Annotated in this window: 19 protein-coding genes and 1 pseudogene; 4 read left to right on the forward strand and 16 right to left on the reverse strand. The window is 36.5% G+C overall.

Features of this window, described 5'->3' with window-relative positions:
* Positions 1-6 precede the first annotated feature (6 nt).
* From tssM to AC1PJ9_RS17025, 16 genes and pseudogenes are all read right to left on the reverse strand, one after another.
* Positions 7-3846: a type VI secretion system membrane subunit TssM gene (gene tssM, locus AC1PJ9_RS16950; protein WP_311087897.1), complete on the reverse strand. Its 3840-nt coding sequence runs from the start codon at positions 3844-3846 to the stop codon at positions 7-9.
* Between the two features lie 30 nt (positions 3847-3876).
* Positions 3877-5289 (reverse strand): hypothetical protein, encoded by a 1413-nt coding sequence (locus AC1PJ9_RS16955; protein WP_311087898.1) that lies wholly within the window; start codon positions 5287-5289, stop codon positions 3877-3879.
* Entirely contained in the window at positions 5286-6284 is a 999-nt protein-coding gene (tssG, locus tag AC1PJ9_RS16960) for a type VI secretion system baseplate subunit TssG (RefSeq protein WP_311087899.1), read from the reverse strand. The genes AC1PJ9_RS16955 and tssG overlap by 4 nt, the downstream gene beginning before the upstream one ends.
* Entirely contained in the window at positions 6248-8059 is a 1812-nt protein-coding gene (gene tssF / locus AC1PJ9_RS16965; RefSeq protein WP_311087900.1) for a type VI secretion system baseplate subunit TssF, read from the reverse strand. The genes tssG and tssF overlap by 37 nt, the downstream gene beginning before the upstream one ends.
* Positions 8060-8075: 16 nt before the next feature.
* The gene (tssE, locus tag AC1PJ9_RS16970; RefSeq protein ID WP_039255167.1) at positions 8076-8552 is read right to left on the reverse strand and encodes a type VI secretion system baseplate subunit TssE; all 477 of its coding nucleotides are present in this window, start codon (positions 8550-8552) and stop codon (positions 8076-8078) included.
* A gap of 79 nt (positions 8553-8631) precedes the next feature.
* Positions 8632-9135, reverse strand: coding sequence for an Hcp family type VI secretion system effector (locus AC1PJ9_RS16975; RefSeq protein WP_000653195.1), 504 nt, complete (start codon positions 9133-9135; stop codon positions 8632-8634).
* Between the two features lie 49 nt (positions 9136-9184).
* Positions 9185-10666, reverse strand: a complete 1482-nt coding sequence (tssC, locus tag AC1PJ9_RS16980) for a type VI secretion system contractile sheath large subunit (protein ID WP_004702469.1) — start codon at positions 10664-10666, stop codon at positions 9185-9187.
* On the reverse strand, positions 10659-11162 hold the full coding sequence (tssB, locus tag AC1PJ9_RS16985; protein ID WP_004702470.1) for a type VI secretion system contractile sheath small subunit: 504 nt from the start codon (positions 11160-11162) through the stop codon (positions 10659-10661). The genes tssC and tssB overlap by 8 nt, the downstream gene beginning before the upstream one ends.
* Before the next feature lie 16 nt (positions 11163-11178).
* Entirely contained in the window at positions 11179-11868 is a 690-nt protein-coding gene (locus tag AC1PJ9_RS16990) for a hypothetical protein (RefSeq protein ID WP_311087901.1), read from the reverse strand.
* A gap of 601 nt (positions 11869-12469) precedes the next feature.
* Positions 12470-12700, reverse strand: a complete 231-nt coding sequence (locus tag AC1PJ9_RS16995) for a hypothetical protein (protein WP_311088079.1) — start codon at positions 12698-12700, stop codon at positions 12470-12472.
* A 3-nt stretch (positions 12701-12703) separates the two neighbouring features.
* A pseudogene (locus AC1PJ9_RS17000) lies at positions 12704-13487 on the reverse strand (putative type VI secretion system effector).
* A gap of 3 nt (positions 13488-13490) precedes the next feature.
* Positions 13491-14282: a putative type VI secretion system effector gene (locus tag AC1PJ9_RS17005; RefSeq protein ID WP_311087902.1), complete on the reverse strand. Its 792-nt coding sequence runs from the start codon at positions 14280-14282 to the stop codon at positions 13491-13493.
* Positions 14283-17060 carry a T6SS effector BTH_I2691 family protein gene (locus AC1PJ9_RS17010; RefSeq protein ID WP_311087903.1) on the reverse strand — a complete coding sequence of 926 codons (2778 nt, stop codon included), beginning with the start codon at positions 17058-17060 and terminating at the stop codon, positions 14283-14285.
* 4 nt (positions 17061-17064) lie between these two features.
* Entirely contained in the window at positions 17065-18006 is a 942-nt protein-coding gene (locus AC1PJ9_RS17015; protein WP_311087904.1) for a hypothetical protein, read from the reverse strand.
* A complete protein-coding gene (locus AC1PJ9_RS17020; RefSeq protein ID WP_311087905.1) occupies positions 18003-20633 on the reverse strand; it encodes a type VI secretion system Vgr family protein in 2631 nt (876 codons plus the stop codon). Before AC1PJ9_RS17020 ends, AC1PJ9_RS17015 begins: the two co-directional genes overlap by 4 nt.
* Before the next feature lie 103 nt (positions 20634-20736).
* The gene (locus tag AC1PJ9_RS17025) at positions 20737-21633 is read right to left on the reverse strand and encodes a LysR family transcriptional regulator (protein ID WP_311087906.1); all 897 of its coding nucleotides are present in this window, start codon (positions 21631-21633) and stop codon (positions 20737-20739) included.
* Between the two features lie 98 nt (positions 21634-21731).
* Between AC1PJ9_RS17025 and AC1PJ9_RS17030 the strand changes: the two genes are divergently transcribed.
* The 4 genes from AC1PJ9_RS17030 to AC1PJ9_RS17045 all read left to right on the forward strand — a co-directional run bounded on the left by AC1PJ9_RS17030 (position 21732) and on the right by AC1PJ9_RS17045 (position 25387).
* Positions 21732-23072, forward strand: coding sequence for an MFS transporter (locus AC1PJ9_RS17030; RefSeq protein WP_262770800.1), 1341 nt, complete (start codon positions 21732-21734; stop codon positions 23070-23072).
* The gene (locus tag AC1PJ9_RS17035) at positions 23065-23466 is read left to right on the forward strand and encodes a hypothetical protein (protein ID WP_199987111.1); all 402 of its coding nucleotides are present in this window, start codon (positions 23065-23067) and stop codon (positions 23464-23466) included. Before AC1PJ9_RS17030 ends, AC1PJ9_RS17035 begins: the two co-directional genes overlap by 8 nt.
* Before the next feature lie 95 nt (positions 23467-23561).
* Positions 23562-24506, forward strand: a complete 945-nt coding sequence (locus AC1PJ9_RS17040) for an ABC transporter permease (protein ID WP_311087907.1) — start codon at positions 23562-23564, stop codon at positions 24504-24506.
* Positions 24506-25387, forward strand: coding sequence for an ABC transporter ATP-binding protein (locus AC1PJ9_RS17045; protein ID WP_001000088.1), 882 nt, complete (start codon positions 24506-24508; stop codon positions 25385-25387). Before AC1PJ9_RS17040 ends, AC1PJ9_RS17045 begins: the two co-directional genes overlap by 1 nt.
* Position 25388: the final 1 nt, after the last annotated feature.

The raw sequence follows: 25388 nt of genomic DNA on the forward strand, positions 1-25388 counted from the left end.
TCCCTGTCATGGCTTAACTCCCGCAGCTGGTTGAGTTGCAGCAGGTTGTGTTAATGCAGCAACTGGATTTGCAGGTTTCGCAGGAGCAGCTGCCTGAGCTGGTGCTTGCTGCGCCGATACAACCCGGGCAGCTTTATCAGCAGTAACTTTGTCAACCAATTGCATACCAGAGTAACCGCGACTTGAACCAATACTGCCTGAGTTACTACTAATAAGACGGAAGTTCATTTTCACAAACAATGATGGATCCGTCTTACTGCGCCAAAGCATTTCGAAACCACCGTTCTGCTCTTTACGCTGTGCACTATCAATTAAGCGGTTAATACCATATTCACCTGGTTCATCAAAAATCGTATGTGTTTGACCTTGTAAATCTACAGCCGTAATACGCGCACCAGGAATGCTGCCTTGATTTGGCCAAATAAAGTTAACCCATTGCTGTACACCATTTTCATAAGTCATACGCTGACCATCAATATCAACGGTATATGAAAGCAATTGCGGGTTTGGAATTGGGTAGAACTGGAAGTTAGACTGATTTGTTGCCGGAGCCGCTGGTGCTTGACTATTTAATTCACCAGTTGCCATACCATTTGTAGGTGCAACATAACGTTGGAAATTCATCACAAATTGCGGGTTTAAACTAATACCCAAATCTTTCCATGTTTTTGAAGTTAAGGTATAGCCACGACGAATAACAAATGGGTCTAAGCTCTCTTTAACAAAACGGGAAATACTACCGTTTTCACCAAGAATTTGACCAATTTCACTACTTGTTGCTTGTAAAGAAGCGGATGAGTTAAATGGATATTTCTTAGCAAGATTTGTAGTAAATGGCTGGTACGCTTGCATAACCCAAAGTTTATTAATTTCATCTTGGGTAGGCGTAATTAAACTTTCAAAGGCTTGTGTAAGAGGACTCACCACTAATTTTTGTAAAAGTTGCTGATCAATTTCACTGAAACCAACCGCCATTTTTTCATCTACAATTTTTTGAGTCTGATTAAATACCGATGTCTGCTCATTTAGGGTTTGCTTAACCAATGTCATTGCACTTGGTCCAACCTCACCCGCATTTTTAAGTTCATTAAACTTACTACGTACCAAAGCAAGATTCGTCATATATTCATCAAGTAAAGATTTACCTTGTTGATCATCACGCTTACGAACCAACTGATAGAACATTTGATATTCTTGAGAAATCGCACCTTGAGCATTAGCAACTGCTTGATTTGCTAATTGTTTATCATCACGGTTTAGGACTTTACGTTTAAACCAAGCAACAAATCCTTTTTGAGGAGCAGCTAACTCCGCTTGAACAACTGGATTGTCCCAATTTGTTTCAATAGCTACACGTTCAATAAGAGTACGAATTGGCGAATTTTGTGGCTCACCTAATACATCAATATTTTTGACTTGCTGAGCAAACTGAGTTGCTTTTGCATAGTGAATACCACTTAAGAATTTTCTCCATTCCGCAATATATTCTTGCTTATAAAGTGCTGTGAGCTGCTTTCTAATTTGCTCTGGGCTACCCGAGAAAGTTAAGTCATCAGATTGACGACTATTAAGCACCCAGTCTTTACTATCTGTAGGCTTATCTGCTGCTTCCTCAATGGCTTTTTCTACATAGTCATTCCAAGCTTTTTGAGTAAATACCCCTGGTAATGCATAACTGCCCAATACAACATTTTTATTTGCCTCACCAACAATTTGACTTACTGTCAAAGCTGGGAAGCGAACAGCTGCACGCATTTTAATTTCGTTATAAACGCGGTCACGTGCTGGCATACCTCTAATCACAGAGAGCAATACTTGACGTGTCTGATCAACTAATTGAGAGTCAGCATCCAAAATCGGGAATTGCTTGTCATTTGCTAATGTCATTGCATACGATAAAATCTGTTCAGCTTCCTGAATCATATCTGCACGTGGCATTTGCCCTTTATTGGCATCAAGCCAAGAACGCCAGAAACGCGTTACCTGATCGCTTAAGTGACTTGCATCCATGTACTGTGGATTACTCATCATCAAATATGCTTTTAATGCATTATAAGCATCTTGAGGATTGGTATCTGACGGCTCTAAATATTGCTGAGTTTGAGCAGTTTGCTTAATCTCAACGTTGGTATGATTTGCTTTTAAAGTCGCTTCGTTATTTTTCACACGTTGCAAATACTGAGCAATATTTTGCTGAGTAGGTGTTAAAACAATTTGTTTAACGCCTTTTAAATATTCAGCTTTTAATTTTTCACGTAACTCATTGCCTTGATATAAACCAAAACTAAATTTTAGAGGTCTATTTTCATCAAACTCGTCTAATTGTTGTAGACGTCTTTGTAAAATCAGTAGGGCTTCCAATTGAGTTGATAATTGTTGGCTTGAACCCTTCTCTAACTGAACAACTTTATTTAAATCAGCTTGAACTTCAGAAATAAGCTGTTGGTTATTGCGATACGACCAAACCCATACCCCCAGAATAATTGAAACACCCGCTAAAGCACCAATAAATGCAATGTAGCGTTGACGTTTTCTGCTTGTATTAACATGCTGTTTAACTAAATCTTTATCTTTTAAAATGACTTCTGAAAATAAGCCTTTTAAGAAATAACCATGGTTAGGCGTTGTTTTTAATTGATCTCTTACTTCATTTTGAGCAATTTGAGAAAGCTGAAATTCTTGTGCAATTTGCTCAGTCATTGGACTTTCTATTACACCTTCTTGCAAGGCACTTGTGAAATAGAAACCACGGAAAACTGGCTGGAACTGGTAAGGATTGTCTTCAAACAATGTAGCAATAAAACTTTTGAGTGCAGGTTTTAATGTTTTAAATTCTAATGGGAAAGTCATCACGCTCGGTGAGATATTTTGAGAATGTCGACGGCTAAGGTGGGTCGAACTTACCCCTTTTAAGCCGTCATAAAGAATAGTGTAATGTTTCTCAAAAAGATCTACCGCATTATGAGAAGAGTTTTGCTCATATGGTAATGTTGCACCCCATGCCTGATTATATTCTTGTACTTCATAGAATTCGAAAAATTCGGTAAAACCCGCAATCAAATCCATTTTTGAAAAGACTAAATAAACAGGCACTACAACTTCTAAACGTTCAGTTAAATCTTGAATACGAGCACGTAAATTTTTAGCGAGCTTCAATGAGTGTTCAGGACTTTGACTCACTAGCTCAGCAATACTTACAATAAGAATTAAGCCATTTACCGGAGCTTTAGAACGGTTCTTCTTTAATATATTTAAAAAACCTAACCACTCTGAATGATCTTCGCTATATACCGAATAACGACCAGCCGTATCTAATAAAATACCCTCTGTAGAAAAGAACCAGTCACAATTACGGGTACCACTTAAACCGGCCGAAACCATTTTTTGATGGGTTTCTTCAAAAGGAAACTTTAAACCAGAATTATAAATCGCAGAACTTTTACCAGCGGCTGGGTTACCAATAACCATATACCACGGCAATTCATATAGTGCCGCATTGCCCTTCTTATCGCCTAACTTTGACTTACGAATCAATTGAATAGATTCTTTCATTTGTTGGCTGATAAGTTGCAGTTCTTCTTTATCTTTATTTTTGCCGTATTCTGCTTGAGTATCTTTTTCAATCGCTTCAGCAAGCTCTTCACCTTGAACCGCATGCTTCTTGCGCTGAACTAGCCAATAAATTCCATAAACAATGAGCCCTAAAGCATATGCAGATGCTAAAGCCCAAAATATATGGCGAGGAATTGAAGTATAGGAAGACATCAATGCCACGAACAATGACAAGGCGATAATTGCTTTAGGATTCGTGATGTACTGCCACAAGTAGCCTAAAATTGTATGCATTCTATTCTCGTTCTAAGTTCAAAGTTTAAATTAGCTATTCAACACCATCGCATCATCTTCTGAATTTTCAGTGACACTCTGCACAAAGGTATGTGCTGACACCGTATTTTCACCAAAGACAAAAGGAACGATATGTTCAGGAAAATGCATACTGAGCATAAAGCCATAAATATCAACTAAATGCTGGGTATGCCCCAATGAAGATTTCACATAAATAAAGTGATGTGGTTCAACAGAAGTTTGTGTAAATTGCTGCTGCAAATGCTTCGCTGCTTTTATATCTGTCTGGTCTGAAAGAATAAGTACATATGGCTCTTCCCCTGCGTACTGCGGTAATTCATTTAAGTTCAGCGTATTAAGAACTTTTGCTGTTTTTTCTTGACCAATCACAATTTTTAAATTTTTAGCGGGTTCAAGTTCTTCAATTTTTAAAGAGGGATCTGCAATAAGGCAGCTTGCCGCGAACTCCGCCGGAATATAGTCCTTAACCATCCAAGACTTTTCATCAATCAGGTCTTGATCTATTTCTGAATCAACAGCAAGCACGAGAAAAACTTCATGCTCTTTCTTTTGAATACGTTTTAATAAATGAATAAATTCTTGATAAGCTACACGCTCTCCCAAAAAGTGATATTCGATATGAACTTTTTGGGAAATAATGCCAACTTCAGTAAAGAATTCTAAAATCAAATCATTACTTTGCTCATCATTCCATATATGCAATAAATCCTCTGGAAGAAGAATGTGTAAATTCAGTCGATTTAAACGATGTACTTCAACTACAGGTGTTTCTGTATCTTCATATTCAGAATTTGGGTCAACCCATGCAGGATGCATGTGATATTCACGGATCTGATGAGATTCATAAAATAAAATTGAACGCTTTAAATGTTCAGCCAAGTGATACAAATTCTCTATATTTTGTTCTAATTGCTGTCTTATTAAAGACATGATCCGAACTTGTCTTGGTGAAGCTGCGTATTGAAAATCCTCTTCACTCGACTCAGTTAAATCTTTAATTCGATAAGATAGAAGAGGCAATCCATAAGAATTTAACAACTGATCATCAAGTTCTGGGCTTTTGAAATCTTGTATTTCTTCAATAATCGTTTCATTCTCACCTAACGCATGTATAGCGAAAGCAGAGTAAATATGAAAATCTAGCTGTTCTAAAGGCTGATCAGGTGTAGTCTGCTGTTTTTGACTATCATCATCTTGACTTTGATTTGCAGCTTTCTCTTTCTTTTCTTTATAACTTTTATAAGCGCTATAAATCAGCCAAGGCGATAAAATCGCCAGTGTAATGATTGCCGGTAACAAAAGAAAATAAAGGAAAAAATCCCCTTTATCAGGGTTATATTGAACATCACGCCAGTAGAAAATAATCAATCCACTAACAATTGTAAAAATAGCGATGAATGAGAGTAATATTTTTTTAATCATATTTGCTCTCCAATAAGGCTATAACATGTTTCATAGCTATGTGTGCTAGGCTTGCGAGATATTAAAAAAGCACCTTGCCCTAAGCCACTTTCTTGGCTTTGAGTTAGGCGAACAGGTTGTATTTCCGACTCATCCAGTATCAATCTTAAATCGATTGATAGAGTCGGACTGCACCATGTTTCTACGATTTTTTTGAGCTTTAAACTAAGCTCTTGATGAGGTAAAAACTTTAAATATTGCTGACGCTTAAGCGGACCAATCTGAATCTCAATTTTTCCATCAATTTGTTGAATCGTTTCTCCACAAAACGTATTTATACCAAGTAAGCTAGGCTGGCTTCCGCCCAAAGTTGTTAACTGATCACTTGCCAACTTAAATGATTCTTGTATGAACTCTTTAATTGTAATGTCATGCTTAAATATACAACTCAACATTGTTTTCAAAGCATGAACGGTATTATTTTGCCCCTGCATTAAGCCTGAAAATTCGGCAAAATATTCATCTAAATCTTGTTGTTGATGTTGTGATCGAACATAACCATTTAAAGCGTGCAGAATATCCAGATAATCATTTTTATTCTCTATTTCATATCGCACAGGCAAGTGATAAGTAATACTTGACTCGACATACTGACTCGTTAATTTATGATTAAATAAACTCAAAAACTCTTTAGTTTCGGCTCGTTGCTGCCGTGGAGCCTGCTTAATTTTATTTGTATAGGTATACGGTAATGCACCTTGTATACCGGTAAGACCAACAATCAAGTTTGTTAAATGAACACGCTCATCTACTAATTCTAAACTTTCAATTTCAGTAGCCGGAAAGTTTAAGTTAAATGAGGTCTCAAACTTAAAATGGTCAGTCCACGACGAAGAAGCATCTGTAGCTGGGCTATGACGCAATAACCGTGTTGCTTGAATAAATTCAAAAGATTTAGGGCGTTGAAATAACTCAGCCGTTATAGAAGAGTCTTGCCACCAACGTTCTGACTGCATTGGTATAACTCCTGCTGAGATGAATAATCCTTAACCACCAAATCAACAAAACTATTAATTTGAACCTTTAAATTAAAAACACGACTTAATAGTTGACTAAAAATATATAAGCTATGCCCTCTAAACACTGATGAATCAATTTGTAATTCAGCTTTTACCCCTCTCACAAACATCGGAAATGGTTTGCCATCTACAAGTTTATGGGTAAGTGAAAATTCTAATTTTTTAATTGATTCAATAATTAAATAATTTTCTTTTGACTGCGGTAAGTTATATAAAGCCAGCAGCTCCTTAACATGAGAAACAGCATCCCCTTTCATAAGTGCTAAGCTATTTAATGAAAGATGCGAAATCACACGCCATTGCTCACTTTGGCCTTGTTCAAACTTATAAGGCTTTGTTGGTCGCTTTAAAACAATGGCACGTCTCGCCAAGCTACTGTCATTTAAATTTAATACGTTATTAGACTGACCCAACGCTTCATGAGGTAAGTCACGGTTTGAACATAATAATTTGGTGCTAATAAAATCTGAACGTGTTGAAAATGGATTTAGATTTTTAGAAATAATGGAATAGCCCATTTCAACGAAATTAGACTGTAACTTTTGATAATTCACTGAGTAAAAAAAGCGAGCTGTATCATTGTGATAATGACTCATCGCAAAAAACGGTAAAACAGGAACATAGCTTTCTTCCTGATTTGTTTTTTCACGCACCATATTCATCTCAAGTATTGAATATACTTGATAAAATTCAGGATGGTGAGCGTCTGTAACCAGTGGATATTCGAGTTGCTTATGAACTATTTTTTGAGGTTCCGCATATTTTTCAAACAAGTTGATTACTGGGGTAGTAAACAATTTAAAGTTTGCAATATTTAGCTCAGAATAGTTTCTAACAACGGCTTGATCGTTTAAATTTAATTTAAAATGAATTAAAAGCTCAAATTCGGATACTTGCTGAGGTACAGCCTTTAAGAAATCTAAATCGAGTTTCAGATAGCTAAACTTTTCTGGGAAACAAAAATATTCCATCAACAAACGATAAGCATGATGCGTATGTTGATCGAGAGGTAATAAACTTTCTTGTTCAGAAAAACCTATTAACTCGAATGGATTCTTACCCAACTCGACAATCATTTGACCATGTTTAACCGCAAAACTGGTCCCTTTTTTGAAAATACTATCAAGTACTTGTAAAGGAAAATTAGAGATAGCATCTAAATAAATAGGAAGCTTCTCATGAATTAAGCATGCATGAGCACTATTAAAAATTTCAAATTTAAGGCTCAACGTCGCATTTTGGTTTAAGTGCATATGTGCACTGGGTGTAGTTTTAAAATCTAAACCACTTAAATGAATAGGTAGTAATTTAACATCTTGAGTTGTATTAAACTCACACTGTACCCCTTTGAAACTACGAGATTTCAAAACTGTATGATCAGGTACAAGATGAGGTTCTCTAAGCTGTTTAATTTTATTAATATCTTCAAAGCTAACAACTGAACAAGCAGGAAAATGACGCAAGTATTGAGGAAACATCACCTCAAATAAAGAACGAGTAAAAACATCATAACTGTCTGTAAGTTTTTTATCGATTCGAGCGGCAATCAGCGAAAAAGCCTGAATCAGACGTTCAATATGTGGGTCATCAATTTGCTCTTGATTTAAAGATAAGCGCTGAGCAATTTTTGGATATTTTTGGGCAAATTCTCGAGATTGCTGACCAAATTCTTGTAATTGTTTTTCATAAAACGGTAAAAGCTCTTCTATCACAACACACCCACTACGCTTAAGTTCTCGCTGAAATTACATACTGCTGCGTTGTTGGTTTTAACAATGCATCAAATACAACAGGTTCATATAGAGGGTGAATATTTAGATAAGCCTGAATACTTAAACATAACGCGCCCATATTATGTCCATCTAACAACATCTCTACCCGTATTTGTCTTAGCCGAGGTTCATGAGCTGCTATTGATTGCTCAATGGATTGACAGATTTTATCCCGATCCAGAGGATTGGCTGTAGAAAGCCCAACAAAATCAATAATCCCGAACTGAAGTATCGATTTTTTTACAAGCGGATAGTCATCAACCACATGATCTAACTTTGCTACCCGACTATTGAGCAAGTCTTCTAAATCGTTTGCGACTGATTCTCTTAATTGCTGAATAGAAAGACCTTTTGCATAATCTTCACTTTCTGGAATTAAGCGATCAAATAAAGTTGAACGAAATCCGTATGGATAAAGCCGATCTAAGTTCATTCGAGTTCACAACAAAGCATATTTAGAGACAGCAGAGGCTAACTTTATGTCAGCCTCCACCAAATATTCACTTAAATAATTAAGCTGCGTAAGAAGCTGTATTATTAGAAAGTGACCATTTCTTAGTAACAGCACCTTTAGCAGTACCGTTAATATCTTGTTGGTTATAAGTCCACTCAACAGCAGCATATTTCAAGCCAAATGCTTCTGTAGGAACGCCTTCTTCGTTAACAGTTGGAGTCACGCTAGAAACTAGAACGTGTTTCAATTTGATTTGTAAGTACTTGATACGTTTATCGCCATTTGCACGATAAAAGTCGATTTGTACTTCATCAAATGTATAACCAGCTGAACATGCTTCCCATAATTTCGGGCTAGTAGCATCTAAGTCTTTCACGAAAACCATGTCAGAATGTTCAACACGTTCAGCAGTGTGGCCACCTACGCTACTTGAAGTAGCAGATTTAGGTTGACGAATGTTATGAGACCAAGAGTTAACTTCTAACCAACCTTTGTGCTCAGAATCACGAGATTCTCCATCAACTTTGTATTTACCGCGAAACTCAACGTATATATCTTTCATTTAGAACTTTCCTATTTTTAATTTAAAGTTATTCTTTAGCTGACCTTGATTAATTTGAGGACTGAGGTAACTCAGTGACAAGTCGTAAAGAAACCGACAACTCATCCAGCTGGAAATGTGGTCGCAAGAAAACCACAGATTTGTAGTGACCTGGTTGAGCAGGATCTTCTACAACTTTTACAGACGCTTCACGTAATGGGTATTGAGCTTTTGCTTCTTGAGAAGCACCGTCATCAAGTAATACATACTGTGACAACCACTCATTTAAAAATGCTTCAACATTGCCAGCAGAAGCAAAACTACCCACTTTATCTCGCATCATTGCTTTTAAGTAATGTGCAATACGTGAAACAGCCATGATGTACTGAATTTGACTTGATAAAGCCGAGTTTGCATTGGCAGTATCATTGTCATATTTTTTAGGTTTTTGAGTTGATTGCGCGCCAAAGAAAGCTGCGTAATCTGTATTTTTACAATGTACTAACGGAATAAAGCCTAGATCGCTTAGCTCTTTCTCACGGCGATCTGTAATTGCGATTTCAGTTGGACACTTAAATACGACTTCACCATCTTGTGTTTTAAATGTATGGACTGGTAAACCTTCGACCAAACCACCACCTTCAACACCACGAATAGCAGCACACCAACCATGCATATCAAATGCATTTGTTAAACGAGTACCAAAAGCATAAGCTGCGTTCATCCACAAATATTCATTGTGGTTTTCACCAGAAACATCTTCAATAAAGTTAAAGCCTTCTGTCGCAGTACCTTCTTTTGGATGATATGGGAGACGACCTAGAACATGCGGCAACGTCAATGCAACATAACGTGAATCTTCACTGTCACGGAATGAACGCCATTGTACATATTCAGCCGTTTCAAAGATTTTTGAAACATCTCTAGGACGATCAATATCTGTAAATGACTCAAGGCCTAAAATGCTTGGGCTAGCTGCTGAAACAAATGGCGCATGCGCTGCTGCTGCAACATGAGAAATTTGTTCAAGCAAATACATGTCAGATGGTGTGCGGTCAAACTCAAAATCACCAATTAATGCTGAATATGGTGCACCACCAAAAGAGCCGTACTCTTCTTCATAAATTTTCTTAAATAAAGTGCTTTGATCAAAGTCTGTAGCACCCTGAAAATCTTTTACCAACTCTTTCTTTGTCGTATTTAACATACGAATTTTAATGAGCGGATTTGAAGGAGTTTCTTGGCAGAAGTAATAAAGACCACGCCACGTTGATTCAATTTTTTGAAATTGCTCATTGTGCATAATCTGACTTAACTGACTTGAAATCAGTGCATCAATTTCTGCAATACGCTTATCAATTGATAAAGTCATATTTTCAGAAACAGTAATGGTTCCAGCCATGACTTCTTTAGCAAGTTCACCAATTAGACTTTTAGCACGCGTATGCTCTTCGTCATTTCGTGCAATACGACTTTGCTCAACAATCGAATCTAAAAGATTAACTTCTTCATTTTCAACAAGTGGCATCGCTGCTGATTGAGTATTATTCATGATCAGCCTCCGCACTTAATTTACGAATTTGATCAGTATTTTTAAGGACTTCATCAAGCAAATCTTCTAAACGTTCACTGTTAGAAATTTTATTTCTTAAATCAGTTAAACGTTCACGCGCTTCAACGAGTTTCTTTAATGGATCAACTTGTTGAACAACGTTTTCTGGACGAAAATCTTCCATTGACTTAAATGTTAAATCAACGGCCATTCGTCCACCCTCTTCAGTTAGCGTATTATCTACCTGAAAAGCCGCTCGTGGAGACAACGACTCCATTACTTCATCGATATTATCTAAATCTACATTAATAAATTTTTTATCTTTTAACTTTGTACGTTCAAGCTCAGATGCTGCAGAAAAGTCACCCATTACACCAACAACAAACGGGAGTTCTTTTGCTTCTTTTGCATCACCAATTTCAACATCGTAAGTAAGCTGAACACGAGGAGGTCGAATTCGTTGAAGCTTCTTTTGTACGCTTTCTCTTTTAGCCATAAGGTTCTATCCCAGATTATTTAGTTAAAGGGTCAAAAGGCGAACTTTTTGATTTACTAACACTCGCAACAGGCGCTGCTTTTGGTTTAACCGCAGGTGTTTTTACTGGAGTTACTGTATGTTTAGTTGTCGTTCGAGGAGTAGAGACTCGATTACGTACTACATTTTGTTTTCTATAACTTCTTTTTTCATTATCAGCCGAACCACCTTCCGAGCTCGCTTTGAAATTCGATGGATCAGGTGCAGGCATTGCTGTATGAATATTTTCAATTAATTGCTTTGCAGGAGGATATGTTACGTCATTCGTTAAATATCGCATTTCCTGACCACGCATTTGTTGCAAAGAGCTATTTGCAATGCTTACGCCAGATAAAAACAATACATCTGTTAATAATGAACCACGAACGTTTTGGCTCTGTAATTGACTAGCTAAATTTAATGCTTTAACTGGTTGGTTAGTCTGATAAAACCGCATCGCTGCTTTAGCTAATAAATCATTCTTTTGAGTAGAATTATCTGTATCGCATACTTGTTTAAAAAGACTTAATAACTCAGGATCAGTTTGACCTTCAATTATAGGGTTTTTCTTAATACAGCTTTTCTTTAGTTTTATAGGTTCTAATTCTGCAGCTTGTGCACAAGATAAACCAACACAGTTACCAATTAAAAAAAGTATCAAAACACTTTGCTTTAACACAACTTTCATTCCTCTATCTTCTTATTTAATCAAGGTTTTACTGAAAAATTAACATTTTATAAATATCAAAAAATCAGGCTTAAACCTTATATTCAAAAAATTTGAACGCAGTTTATCATATAATTAAACATATTTTATATAAAATTCATATCAAACTAAACTAAAAGTAAATAGTTTAGATGCTTATAAAATATAGCTTAATAAAGTTTTTCTAACAAAAAAATAATAATGTTATTTTTTGTAATTAAAAATAAGTTATTAATAAATATCATTTTTTAACTTATTTAAAATTATTAAAATTTTATTTCAAATATAAGAATTTTTAGTTTTTGAAACAATTTCTTAAGAATATTTAATCATATATTAATTAAAATTTACTTCTATCTGGTTAGTAACAATCCAGCTAATTTTACGAAATTTAACTCATTACATAAAACAAATAAACTTGTCAAGACTAATCTGTCTATTTATTTTATTTTGATAAAAAAATTGAGCACGTCTAAAATTAATATTTATAAAAGAAGATACTTATGTATCTTCTCTAATCTTAGTATCAAAATGTGATAACGAACTGCCTTCTAGGTAACTTCTTATACTTTCGTATGTTTTTTCATAGATTAGAGTTTCTATTAAAAATTATCCAGTTATCTTTAATTTTTTTAAACGATATTGACAAATTAGAATCATTGGTAAGCAACGAACTACTCTCTGCAAGTACACCTGTAAAAGCAGTTCCAGCCGCAATTCCATCAATACTCTGATTTACGGGAATTTTAGACTTAGCTTTTTCTAAAGAATGTATTGGACCTTTAACTAACTTAAGGTTTAATTTATGTTCCACTACTTATTCGCTTGTTGTATTCTTACTAAAATAATCTTGAGGGTAAGGATCATTACCTTTTAAATTTTTTCGATACTTCATTACACTAATCTGGACACCATCATCCGTTAAAAAATCATTATAGAAATCCTGTTCTTTTGGATATTCAAATCCTAGCTTTTCAAATATTTGCTCCGATAATGCTCCAAAATTTTCATACGATTTTTTATAACCAAAATAATTAACAAAACCAGAAATTGCTACACTAACAAATAAAGTAATGCCAACAATCTCTAGAAAATATAAAATGGTATTCACAGAATAAGAAAAATTAAAAATAAAATAAAATAAAAATTAAGAGAAAACCCCATGACAACAATGTAAAATAATAAGTCTGCTTAAAAATGGCTTTATAACCCATTTTTACTGAACGCCCCATTTCATAAATCATATATAATAAGCCAGACTTAGGGTCGAGGATTGCATAAACTTGATAGCGACCATCTACAGGGCTGTCACTAATTACAGCTATCAGTTCATCATTTTCTTTAAAACGAACCGTCGTAAATTGCCCTAGTAAAGAATGTTTCTCTATTTCCCCCGTAAAGGTGATGCCATCTTTAGCTTTACCTGCCATTACTAGTATAGGAGCGCTGGTAAGCAACGAACTACTCTCTGCAAGTACACCTGTAAAAGCAGTTCCAGCCGCAATTCCATCAATACTCTGATTTACGGGAATTTTAGACTTAGCTTTTTCTAAAGAATGTATTGGACCTTTAACTAACTTAAGGTTTAATTTATGTTCCACTACTTATTCGCTTGTTGTATTCTTACTAAAATAATCCTGAGGATAAGGGTCTTTCCCTTTCAGATTTTTTCTATAATCCATAACACTGATGTTGATTCCATCATTAATTAAATAATCATTATAAAAATCCTGCTCTTTAGGATCTTCAAAACCTAATTTTTCAAATATTTGTTCAGATAATGTACCAAAATTCTCATATGATTTTCTATAACCAAAATAATTTACAAAAGCCATCAATGGAATACAGATAAAAATACTTATAAGTATCCACATCATTAAATATAGAAAAGAGTCCCAAGAGTAATTGAAATCAAAAATGTAAAAAAGTAAAAGCATTATTGACATCCCTCCCCAACAAATTAGGGTGAAATAATACGTTTGCATAATAATCGCTTTATAACCCTTTTTTACTGAACGACCCATTTCATAGATCATATAAAGCAAACCAGATTTTGGATCGACAATTGCATAAACTTGATGACGTCCATCCACAGGTTTTTCGCTAATTACAGCAATTAATTCGTCATTTTCTTCAAAACGTGCTGTGGTAAATTGTCCTACTAATGGATACCCCTCTATTTCACCTATAAAAGTTATACCATCCTTAGCCTTAGCAGCCATTACCAATATAGGTGCACTGGTCAGCAACGAACTACTCTCAGCGAGCACACCTGCAAAAGCAGCCCCAGCCGCAATTCCACCAATATTCTGATTCACTGGAATTTTAGACTTAGCCTTCTCTAGAGAATGAATCGGACCTTCTACCAGTTTTAGATTTAACTTTAAATCTTTCATCTAAACACTCACCACAGCACTATTAAACTCTTTTTCCTCTTCCTTAACGTCTTTAAAAGCATCTTCACCATTTTCCTTTTTTAGTTTGAATGCACATTTTTGACACCAGTCTTGCATTGCGTTGTCTAAGACATAATTCTTTAAATAAATTTCCAAGGCAACAAGTGCAATGCCAGCGATACTTAACATCGCACCTGCCTGTAACGCTCGTATACCCAAAATTGCTCTTCCAAGTGCGTAACGCTCAATCGTATAGTGCAAGGCTGTATTTCTCATAACTGGCAAATTCAAAAATGCACTGAAACCAACAACCAATGTCGCAAAGGAAGTGAAAGCTTTTGTAACGTTAAGTGCTATTGCATATGGATTTCTCTCCATTGCAGCCTTAAATGTACTTTTACCATCAATTATTAAAGAAACCGTTGCACCTGCAATCGCAAAATATGCACCATACTTAGCAATATACGCGGCGCGCTCTGCAAATGAGAACTTCTCCATTGAGCTACTACCTACTTCTAAAATAGCAGCAGTTGTTGCCATCATACCTGACATATATGAAAGAGCATTATCTACTGATGGATCGATATTAAATTTAGAAATCTGTGTTCCTAAGTTAATCAGCTCAAATATTGCAACCACACCAGATACACGCAGACCTGCACTTGGTGAACTATTTGCAATTATCCGATCAATTTGTTTGGCTGCTTTACTTGGGTTGGTTGCGGATGAAGAATACTTTTTCCAGTTGTTCTGCACCATTTCAGGTGTCAGCTTAACCCTACCCGTTAAAGTTTGAACTGGGATAAGATAATACAGAGAGTTCTTTGCAACATGCTCAACCAATGCCCCACTATGAGCAAAAGTATAAAACGTTAATCGCCCAAGTTTTTTTGCAAATTCTGAACTTGGCGTATATTTCATACTCCATTTCACTGCACTTTGGGTCAGTTCAGACATCCAGTAAAACGTTTTTAATAGGCTAAATTTTTGCCCATGTAACATATAACCGTTATTGGTTTTATCTGCTGCCCATTCTTGCCAAGCTTTATCTGCCGCAACAAATGCTGCAATCGCAGTTTTAGCTGCATTTTGTCCATCATCCCAAGAAATATCGATAATACTTGGTGCCGCTGCATTATATTTATTTTTTAAACTTTCTTGGTTATAACAAATTGCCCTCATATAAATATTTTCTTTGGCAATTTTTTCTACACCTAACCAAGTTTCAAGTAATGCTTGTCCACTCTGCACCCCACTCATCCCATTAATCATATCCATCGCATGAACATAAAAAATATTTCCATATGGAACTTGCACTTGATCATCATAAGCATGAAGGGCATTTATTACAGCCTTAGACAATAACCATTTAATATGGTCATCTCCTATAGCTCTTGCTCCAGCTAAACACTCTTGAATTAATGCGTTAATTTTTTTATCAAAATTTGTTTTAGCCACCATATCTAAATTTGGCTTATATTTTTTAACCCAAATCTGCTCTCCGTCCCTCCTACTTAATTTACCCATATCTTCAGTATAGAGACCTTTATTTGCTCTTTGTTTCTCTTGAGCCTCCTTTAATAGCCTCTCTTGTTCTTCTTTTGATTTTCTTTTATATATTTTTTCTAACTCATAATTAATATCATCAGCATCTGTTAAGTTCTTTGGTAGTTCATCCCACAAACCCATTAATACTTGACTTTTGGTTACCTGACTACTCAATTGGCTACGTTCATTTAACAATTTATTTTCTAAACAGATTTTAATACTATCAATACATTGAGAACTATGTAAACGGTGCTCGTTTGTAAAATCTCCTTCTTTTTTTGCTAAAAAATCCATTACTTTTTTAAATTCTGAATTGCGCAATGTATTTAATTTTCTTGTAATTCCTACAGGATCATATAAAGCCATACAGGCAAGCGATTTAGGCTCATCTTTAAACTTATTTAATGTCGCATCGATACGGTTTTTACCAAAACTGTTTAGATTATAAACCGTAGTTTTAAATTGGCTTGCAGCAATACAATGTTCTTGTGCACTTCCACCATTAATTAAAATTTTCTGCCATTTTCCTTCTGTTACAAACTTATCAGCATTTTTTTCATATTCGGATATTTTGGCTTTACTCATAGGCACATGCGTATGAATAATATATGCAATCTTCGCCTCATCTTTAGGATTACTTTCTACAGCTATCACAGATGAATTAAAACTATGACCTGCTCCTTTACATGCGAACTCTGGAACACTTTTAGGAGCTTCTTTACCTACAGGAAAATAAGACAAATGTCCATTTGGAGTAACTTTATACCCAGCCCACTCCAAAGCTCCAGATGTTCTTTTTACTAAGCGATAGATATAACCAGTATCAATCATCTCAACCGCATATTTGAGATGGCTTAACTGAATATCTTTGACATTTTTCCCTAATGTTGCAGGTAAAGCAGGTGGATTATCTTTAACAACAGTGTATCGTAAAGGTAAAATATTAAAGCCTTTTTTACGGCAAAAGTTTGAACACTCTTTCTGTGTTTGTCCCGCACTACTATTTTGCATATTTGCAGCAGTTGACTGTTTTGCCGACTTTGCAATTTCACTTTCTTCAATCTTCTTATTAATATTTTTAGCAACTGCTGGGTTACGCATATCACCCACTGTTGCTGTTTTTCCCATAACAGGAATTTGACCCTGCTTCTGTTTTTGCTGAGCAATAATTTCATTAAATGAATTATTCGTTTTTGACTTACCCAATATCATTTTTTGATTTGCTGTCATCTTTTTATCCATTCAACTCTTTAGCTATCTGTTCATATAAGTCTTTCGATACATAATCCATAGCGTCTGTAAAAGACATTTTATTCATTACACAATGGTCGTAGAGCACATTGGTTACCACAGGATGCTTTATAAAATTTTTATGTATAATTTGGCTATAAAGGCCGTATGTGACTAAATCTAAATAATTTTGAAGACCATAATCATAGTAAGCCTCTTTAAGATTTTGATGGATTTCAACTGGATGAATTTTTATTAGATCAACTTGTTCAAATTCATTTAATTGTTGAAATACATTATTAGCAATTTCAATTAAATCTAAATCTATAGATTGCTCAAGGTTCACTTTTGTTAGATTCAAGATTGATCGCGATTCATCATAAGTCTTAAAACTAAATAGACCTTTTGGGTGTAAAAAATGCCATTCTTTAAAGCCATCCAATAAGCCATCTATATATTCTGTTTTAAAAATCTCATCCAAGTAGATCATGACTCTAGGATCATACCAACGGAAAAGAATTTTTTTACCTTGATCAGAAATCACTAATTTAGTTTTTATCTGATCTCGCAATTCCTCAAGTGAGCGTGTCTTCGCCACGCCAAACCCATGAACAAAATAGCAATCATTCGTAATATTTTTATTTCTCGATAGATTTTGCAATAAGTCCTCTTTGACCTGCTCAAATACTTTTTTATCATCAATACAAATAAAAAAGAGATTTGACTTTGCAATTTCTTTTTTATGCGCTAAAGGAATATATGCAATATTTTTGTTTGATAGATTATCTATTACACCGTTAAAAATAGAATCATTCAGTGTAGTATCTAATAAAAAAATAATCTGACCATATTTGTTCAGAATTTGGATGCACTGTTCTTCAATTTTAGAAGTAATATCTTTCGAATAATCATCGTATTGGATTGTATTGAAAACAGGTAAGCTCATGATAAATCTACCTTAGCTGAACCATTTTGAGCAGCTTGAGTCTGTTTAGCCGAACAGTCTGGTAAATCTAATGCAGGTGGATTTATTGATGAGCCTCCCATAAACAAGTGCTGCCCAGCCTTCACCTCAAGCTTACCACCTGTGACAGGGAAAATACCCGAGCTATTCAGTTTTACTTGAGATCCATTTGCTGTCAGATTAATCTCAGTTGGGCTAGTAATAAAAACTGTGTCTTCGGTTGAAGTAATTTGCACGCCCTTTCGAGCAATCACATCCAAAGCATCACCTTGCGCCTGAATTTCAACTTTACCTTGACCAGCAAAAAGCCGAGCACCTTCTTGGGCGGCAAATAGACTTATTTTTTGACTCGCATGACTTACTATATTCTTTTGCGTAGTCATATTAATGCTATCTCCAGCACTTTGAGTGAGCTGTCCATTTGCACTAAGGTGTATATCTTCATTACTACTTACAACAATACTTTTTGGAGATGCCAGCAGCATCACTGCTGATTGAAACTCAGCAGCCTTTTTAGGATCTTCTTGTTTGAGAACTTCTAAGAAAATCTGAATATTCTCAAGCATATCTAACGGGTCAGTTTGCTGATTTTTAGCAACTTCACTGAGTGCTTTGGCGTTATTGAGGCTGCCTTCTATTTGTTGTTTGGCCTCATTTGCATCAAGGTGTACACCTTGAGCTTGGTCTTGTTTATGGGTACTAATAAGTAAGCCACTACCAGCTCGTACCGCGCCCCACTGGTCAGTTCTGAGTTCAAAGCCTTCACCACGACCATCGCTTTCTGCCTTGTCTTTTGGATGGCTTAAGTTACCGAGGTTGAGTTGGCTGGCCGCATGGCTACTTTGTAACTGAGCACTGATTTGACCTGTGGTGTCATCAAAACGGAGTTGGTTAAAGCCTTTGCGGTCGACTTCTTCGGAACGAATGCCACTGAGTTTTTTAGTATCAGGTAGTTGGCCTTTCTGGTCGAACTGGGTTGGATGGCGTTCAGCTTCGTGAATACGCCCCACTACAAATGGGCGGTCAATGTTGCCGTCAAAGAAGTCAATCACCACGATCTCGCCGACACGTGGTAAGAAGCGTGTTCCATAACCCGTACCTGCCCATGGGGTCAGCACATCCACCCAAGCGGAGTCGGTGTCATTGTCGTTACTTCCCGCTCCACCGTCATGACTATGGTCATCAGTTCGAGTAAACAGGAAACGGACTTTAATGCGTCCCCACTGGTCGACATGAATGCTTTCGCCCTCTAACCCAACCACTTTAGCACGCTGTGGATAAGCTGCTGGTCGGTGCTCTAGCGGGTTATATTCTGGGACAGCTTTAATGTTGCGTCGAACGACATTGAGTTCAGCAAAGTGGCGCTGCTCAGGGTTTTGACTGTCGAGTTGAGCTGCCTTGAGTTTGTCTTTTGGCAACAGACGCTCAAGTTGCTGTTGTAATTCTTTCGGTAAATTATTCTGGTTATAGTAGTGCTTGCTTAAGATTAAAAATTCTTTGTCCGCACTATCATGTTGGTCGAGTTCAGGATGGTCATTCAGTTCAAACCAGTAACCCACTTGTGCATCACGGACGTTACCTGAAACGGTAAATTGTTTAGAACTCAAGTGATGGTAAGCATTAATGTGCTGGTTAAGCTGTTCAATCTGGCTATTACCTGAAGCTGTGGCTTGGTCTTCGCCTTTTAAGTCCTGCATCCAAGCTGGGCTAACGTGCCATGCATCTTCAAGATTCAAGCTTGCATTGTCATAGTGTTCACTGTGCTGCTGCTTAACTTGTACGCTGCCACTGCCTTCTTCTTGTTGTAGGGTATCGGCTTGCCAACGTTGCACATGTACCGAAGTCGGTTGTAAACGTCGTTCTGCCTTGACTTGGGTAATGGTATCGAACTGTTCTGTAGCACTGCTGCGTTGGTAGCGTAGGTTACGGCGTTCAAGGGCCTCATAATTTTGGTTATCGTCAATTAAGCGTAAGACTTGTGGCTGAATGGACGTATTCGGGTCAGCAACAAAAAGTTGCGACTCATCGACCAGCCAGTTGATGCCTTCGCTACGCCACAAACGGGTTAAGAATTCATAATCACTTTCGTTTGACTGCATCACAAATGGACGCACATCGTAGTCTTTCGTTAAGCCTGCTGTGTCGAGCGTTAGACTTGAGGCAAATAACGGGCTTTTCCCCTGCCATTCTTTAAATAAAATTTCGCTAATATCGCGCACGCTTTTGTTCATAAACACGCGGCTATTACGGCGTTTATGCCAGAGTGCAGTTGGGTCTTTTAAGGTTAAGTTATAAATGGTGAGTGAGCCGTCGCTTTGGCCTTGGCTCGCTTCGGTAATAATACCTGTTGTTCTAAAAAACTGGCCTGTGTCAGTGACCTGATCAACAGCAACCTGACAGCCAATAAATTGTTTTAATGCGATATGCGCGTTCGTCGACAGACACAGTAATTCAGCAACGCTACCTTGGTTGAGCGTATGCTCGCCTTCAATGCGCTGTAAGAAGACTTGATTGTTTAATGATGGGTTGGAAAATTGCACATGAAGTACACGATTCTGTGCGACCAAACCTAAACTATCTAAAATTTGAAATATTTTATAGGACATCATTATTATAAAACTGAGTCATAATCATCGATATTTTATAAAAAACAGACAGAATTGTCTATTTATATAAATTAGCTTATCTTCCATGACTTAGATATTTTTTAGTTTAACTGAAAGAAAGATTGGCTATTAAATAATCTATAAATGCTCTCGTTTTGGCCGGTAAATTAGAGGTATGAGGATAAAGTAATTGAATACTTTGTAGCGGTAACGAAAAATCAGGAAATAACCGAATTAGGCGATTTTGTTGAATATCTTCATCAACTAACCATGCAGGACAAATCGCTAAACCTAAAGATGAAAGAGCCATTTGATGAATTGCAGTCACCGAGTTTGATTCATACTGACTTCGAATAAAAGGTAATGAATATTGCTCCCCTAAACTGTTTTGCAAAATATATTGTGAATCTTGCCAATTTAATAAAGTGTGGCCAATCCAAGGAACATTCGCTAAATCAGATATATTTTCTATAGGATGGTCTTTTATAAACTGCGGAGTAGCCACAAGATAAATTGGATATTCTCCGATTTTTCGAGTTTTTAGAGATGAGTTTTTTAAATTCCCTAGCCGAATAACCAGATCTAATTTTTCAGTCACTAAATCATCAAGCGATGAATTAAACGAATACTGTAAACGTAAATCTGGGTAAAGCCGACAAAACTCAGGAAGTAAAGGCAAAATGAAACGTTGGCCAAATTCATTGGTAGACGAAAACCGTAAAGTGCCTGTAATGCTTGTACCTAAGTGTTGGCTTCGTTCAAATGCCTCATCAATCTGAAGTTGGATTTGTTTAAAATCCTCATAAAAATGCTGACCAATTTCAGTTAATGCAATATTACGGGTGTTGCGAATTAATAGGCTTGTATTGAGCTGCTTTTCTAATTGTTTTATATCAATACTCACCATTGATCGGCTTAAGCCTAAAATTTCAGCAGCCTTGGTGAAAGAGCCAGAATCAACGACTTGTAAAAAACTGGTAATTTGCTTGAGGTTTTTTTGCACAATTAGGCCAATTGTTTAAAATTATCAAACAATGATTTTACTTCGCTTGCATCGACAATAAAAGAGCTGGATCTTACCCTGCCTGCACGGAGGTAGGTATGTCTTATCGATATAAAATAGCAACAGTGTTTTTACTTGGGTTCTTTATTGATTGCATCAACATTTTTATGTCTGCAATTGCATTACCTAATATTGCATCGTCATTTTCAGTTAGCCAATCCATGGTCGCTTGGGTAACAAATGCTTATATTCTCGGTCTCATTTTAATTATGCCCATGAGTTTATGGTTAGCCAGCAAACTTGGGAACCAAAAATTATTGTGTTATTCGATGCTGTTATTTTCGATAAGCATCTGTTTTATTGGCTTTAGCGAATCGATTTATAGCTTAATTTTTTGGCGATTTATTCAAGGCGTAGCTGGAGGCTTATTAATTCCAGTAGGACAAGCACTCGTATATGCATTATTCCCGAACCAAGAACGCCAACGTATTTCTACATTAATTATGGCAATTGCTTTAATTGCACCAGCTTTTTCACCTGCGATTGGCGGCGTGATTATTGATTCATTAAATTGGCGATGGGTATTTTTATCAAACCTTCCTTTTTCTTTACTGGCAGCAGCTCTGGCATGGTTATGGATTAAAAAAACAGAGAATGTATCGAGTGAAAAACCAGACATAAAAGGCTTGGTTATTTTTAATATAAGCCTATTATCTTTATTACTCTCCTTTTCATTTTATAGTGATTACCATAACGCCTCATTCGCTCTAACTAGTTTTCTAATTTCAATTGGAATGCTTATTTTTTACATTCGACATGCGAAAAGAATTTCCCATCCTGTTCTTAATCTTGAGTTATTAAAAAATAAAAATTTACGTAATGCATTTATTGTCTATTACGCCGTTCCCGGTATTTTTACAGGCGTTAATTTACTCAATATTTTTAATTTACAGCTTAACTTTGGCTTTAATGCAAAACAAACCGGTTTATTCATGTTGCTCTATGCAACTGGGGCACTCACTGCCATGATTAGTGGCGGTCTGCTCTATCAACGGTTAGGAAAAAAGTATCTTCTTATTATTGGAATAACCCTACATAGCCTTGGCATATTTCTTTTATTTTGTATTTCAAACACTAGCCCTTTGAGCTTTTTAGTGATTGCTTATTTATTAATGGGTATGGGTGGCGGTCTAAGTGCCAACATTGCCCAAATTAGCTCACTGATTGATTTTTCAGGCCAAGATTTATTACAAGGAAGTGTGCTCTGGAATATTAATCGACAAGTTTCATTCAGTGTCGGTACTGTCGTTCTCATTTCGATATATAACTTGATGTCTGGCTCAAGCGATCTACTTCGCTATCAACATACTTTTTTAATTGCAGCTTTACTCTGCTTACTTTCACTCATTCCCGTTTTAAAGGAGAAAACCCATGTCTAAACAAATGGATCAAGCCATTCAAAGTGTCATTGACCTACATGTTTTGATCGAAAATGTATTTACAGGAAAAAATGCAGAGCAAAGTCTGAGCCCGCTTTTAGATAGCTTTGATCAAAATTTTAAGATGGTAACAGTTCAAGGTCACAGCATTGGTTTCGCAGAAGTGAATAGTTTATTTAGTCAGAATATCGGAAAAAAACCTTCTTTAAAAATCGACATTCTTAAGAGTACAGCTTTATACGAATTTGAAAATTATTGTTGGGTGCAATATCAGGAACATCAACAAACTGATGAAACCGAAACATTACGCACTTCGACAGCCTGCATTAAAGTAGAAGACGAAAAATGTTATTGGATTTATTTACATGAAACTTTAGTTCCCTTGTCTTCTTAACCCATCTGGAGCATCTTAAAGATGGCACCTATTTTGCTTAACAATATTACGTTTTATGAAAATCGTAATACTGATCAAAATGGGGAGCTCTCGATATGGGTTATGTTGCAAAGGAATTTACGCGAAAGAACAAGCTGATTCTCAGTATTTGTTCTTTCGTTATTCCAATATGTCTTTGGTGCGCAATCAGTTACTTACCTTTTGTTTGGCATCCTCAAGTACAAATCACGAGTTCGGGAAGTGTTTCTTACTTACAAGTAGGAAGTCGCATTGATAAAAATGTGTTCTATCTCGAAGCACAAAATGCAGTCAATCGAAATTCTGCACCACCACAAGGTCTTTTGGTCAATCCGATTTATTTATCCGCTCCCCATGAAGTCGCTAAGGCTTTGGTCACCGCCTTTACCACACCACCAGAACAACCTGATTCGCCGTGGTTTCATCAAAGTTTATGGCACAGTATTAAACTGGTTTTTTCAGCCTTTTTTATCTCTTCGCTGATTGGGATTCCACTGGGTATTTTGTGTGGTTTTTCTAAGCGTATATCCCTATTGACGGAACCTTTTGTCGAGTTTTTCCGTTACTTACCAGCTCCCGCCTTTGGCGCACTTGCTGTAGCAATTTTAGGGATTAATGACGCACCTAAAATTGCCATTATTGTGATTGGTACTCTCTTTCAGCAAATTCTAATTATTGCCAATACCACCCGAATGGTTGATCGAAGCTTAATTGAAGCTGGCTATACGCTTGGCACCAATAAGCTCAAAAGTTTATTTCATGTGGTGATTCCTGCTGCCTTACCTGATATTTACCGTGACTTACGTGTGTTACTGGGCTGGGCTTGGACCTATTTAATTGTTTCAGAATTGATTGGTACGACCTCGGGTATTACATGGTTTATTACCCAACAGGCACGCTATCAAAACTTTGACAATGTCTATGCAGCTATTTTGATTATTGGGGTGATTGGTCTGGTCTGTGATTGGCTATTAATGAAGTTAGGTGAGCGGATGTTCACTTGGAAAGTAGGAGCAAAATAATGAACGATTCAACATTTAACGCACATGAATACTTTCAAAAAATTTATGAACGTCCTGTTATTTTAGAAGCTAAACAACTGAGCCAAGTCTTTAAGCATGGTCAAAGCGAACGCACTGTTTTAAATAAGCTCGATTTAAAAATTCATAAAAGAGAATTTATTTGTGTGATTGGCCCCTCTGGCTGCGGCAAATCGACATTAAGCCGTGTTATTGCAGGTTTAGACCCATACCATAGCGGAGAAGTTTTAGTAGACGGCGAATGCATTACAGGCCCATGTCCTGAACGCGGCATGGTGTTTCAGGGCTATACCCTTTTTCCATGGAAAACTGTAAAAGAAAACGTGATGTTTGGTCCGCAAATGCGCGGCGCTAGTCAAATGACAGCCGAAGCTCAAGCACGTGAATGGATCAATATTATTGGTTTAGAAAAATATGAAAATCAGTATCCACACCAACTTTCTGGTGGCATGAAACAGCGTGTTGCGATAGCTAGAGCTTTGGTTAATCAACCTAAAATTTTACTCATGGATGAACCTTTTGGTGCACTCGATCCACACACCCGTCAAAAAATGCAAAAGCACTTGATGGATTTATGGCAAAACATTGATATCACCATTATTTTTGTGACCCATGACATGGATGAAGCTATTTTACTGGCAGACCGAATTGTGGCACTTAAAGCCAATCCTGGTGAAATTAAAGAAATTATTGAGGTTAATTTGCCGCGTCCACGCTCACTCGATTTAATGAGTACTCCTGAGTTTAAACAGCTCCGTTCACGGGTAGATTATCTGGTACACGCCGAAGAAGATGAGCTTGACCCAGCTTTACAAGATTTACCAAAAATACCGCGTATGACTCAGGTCAGTACAGAAAAATAAG

This window comes from Acinetobacter sp. 70_2 (genome assembly GCF_056736115.1).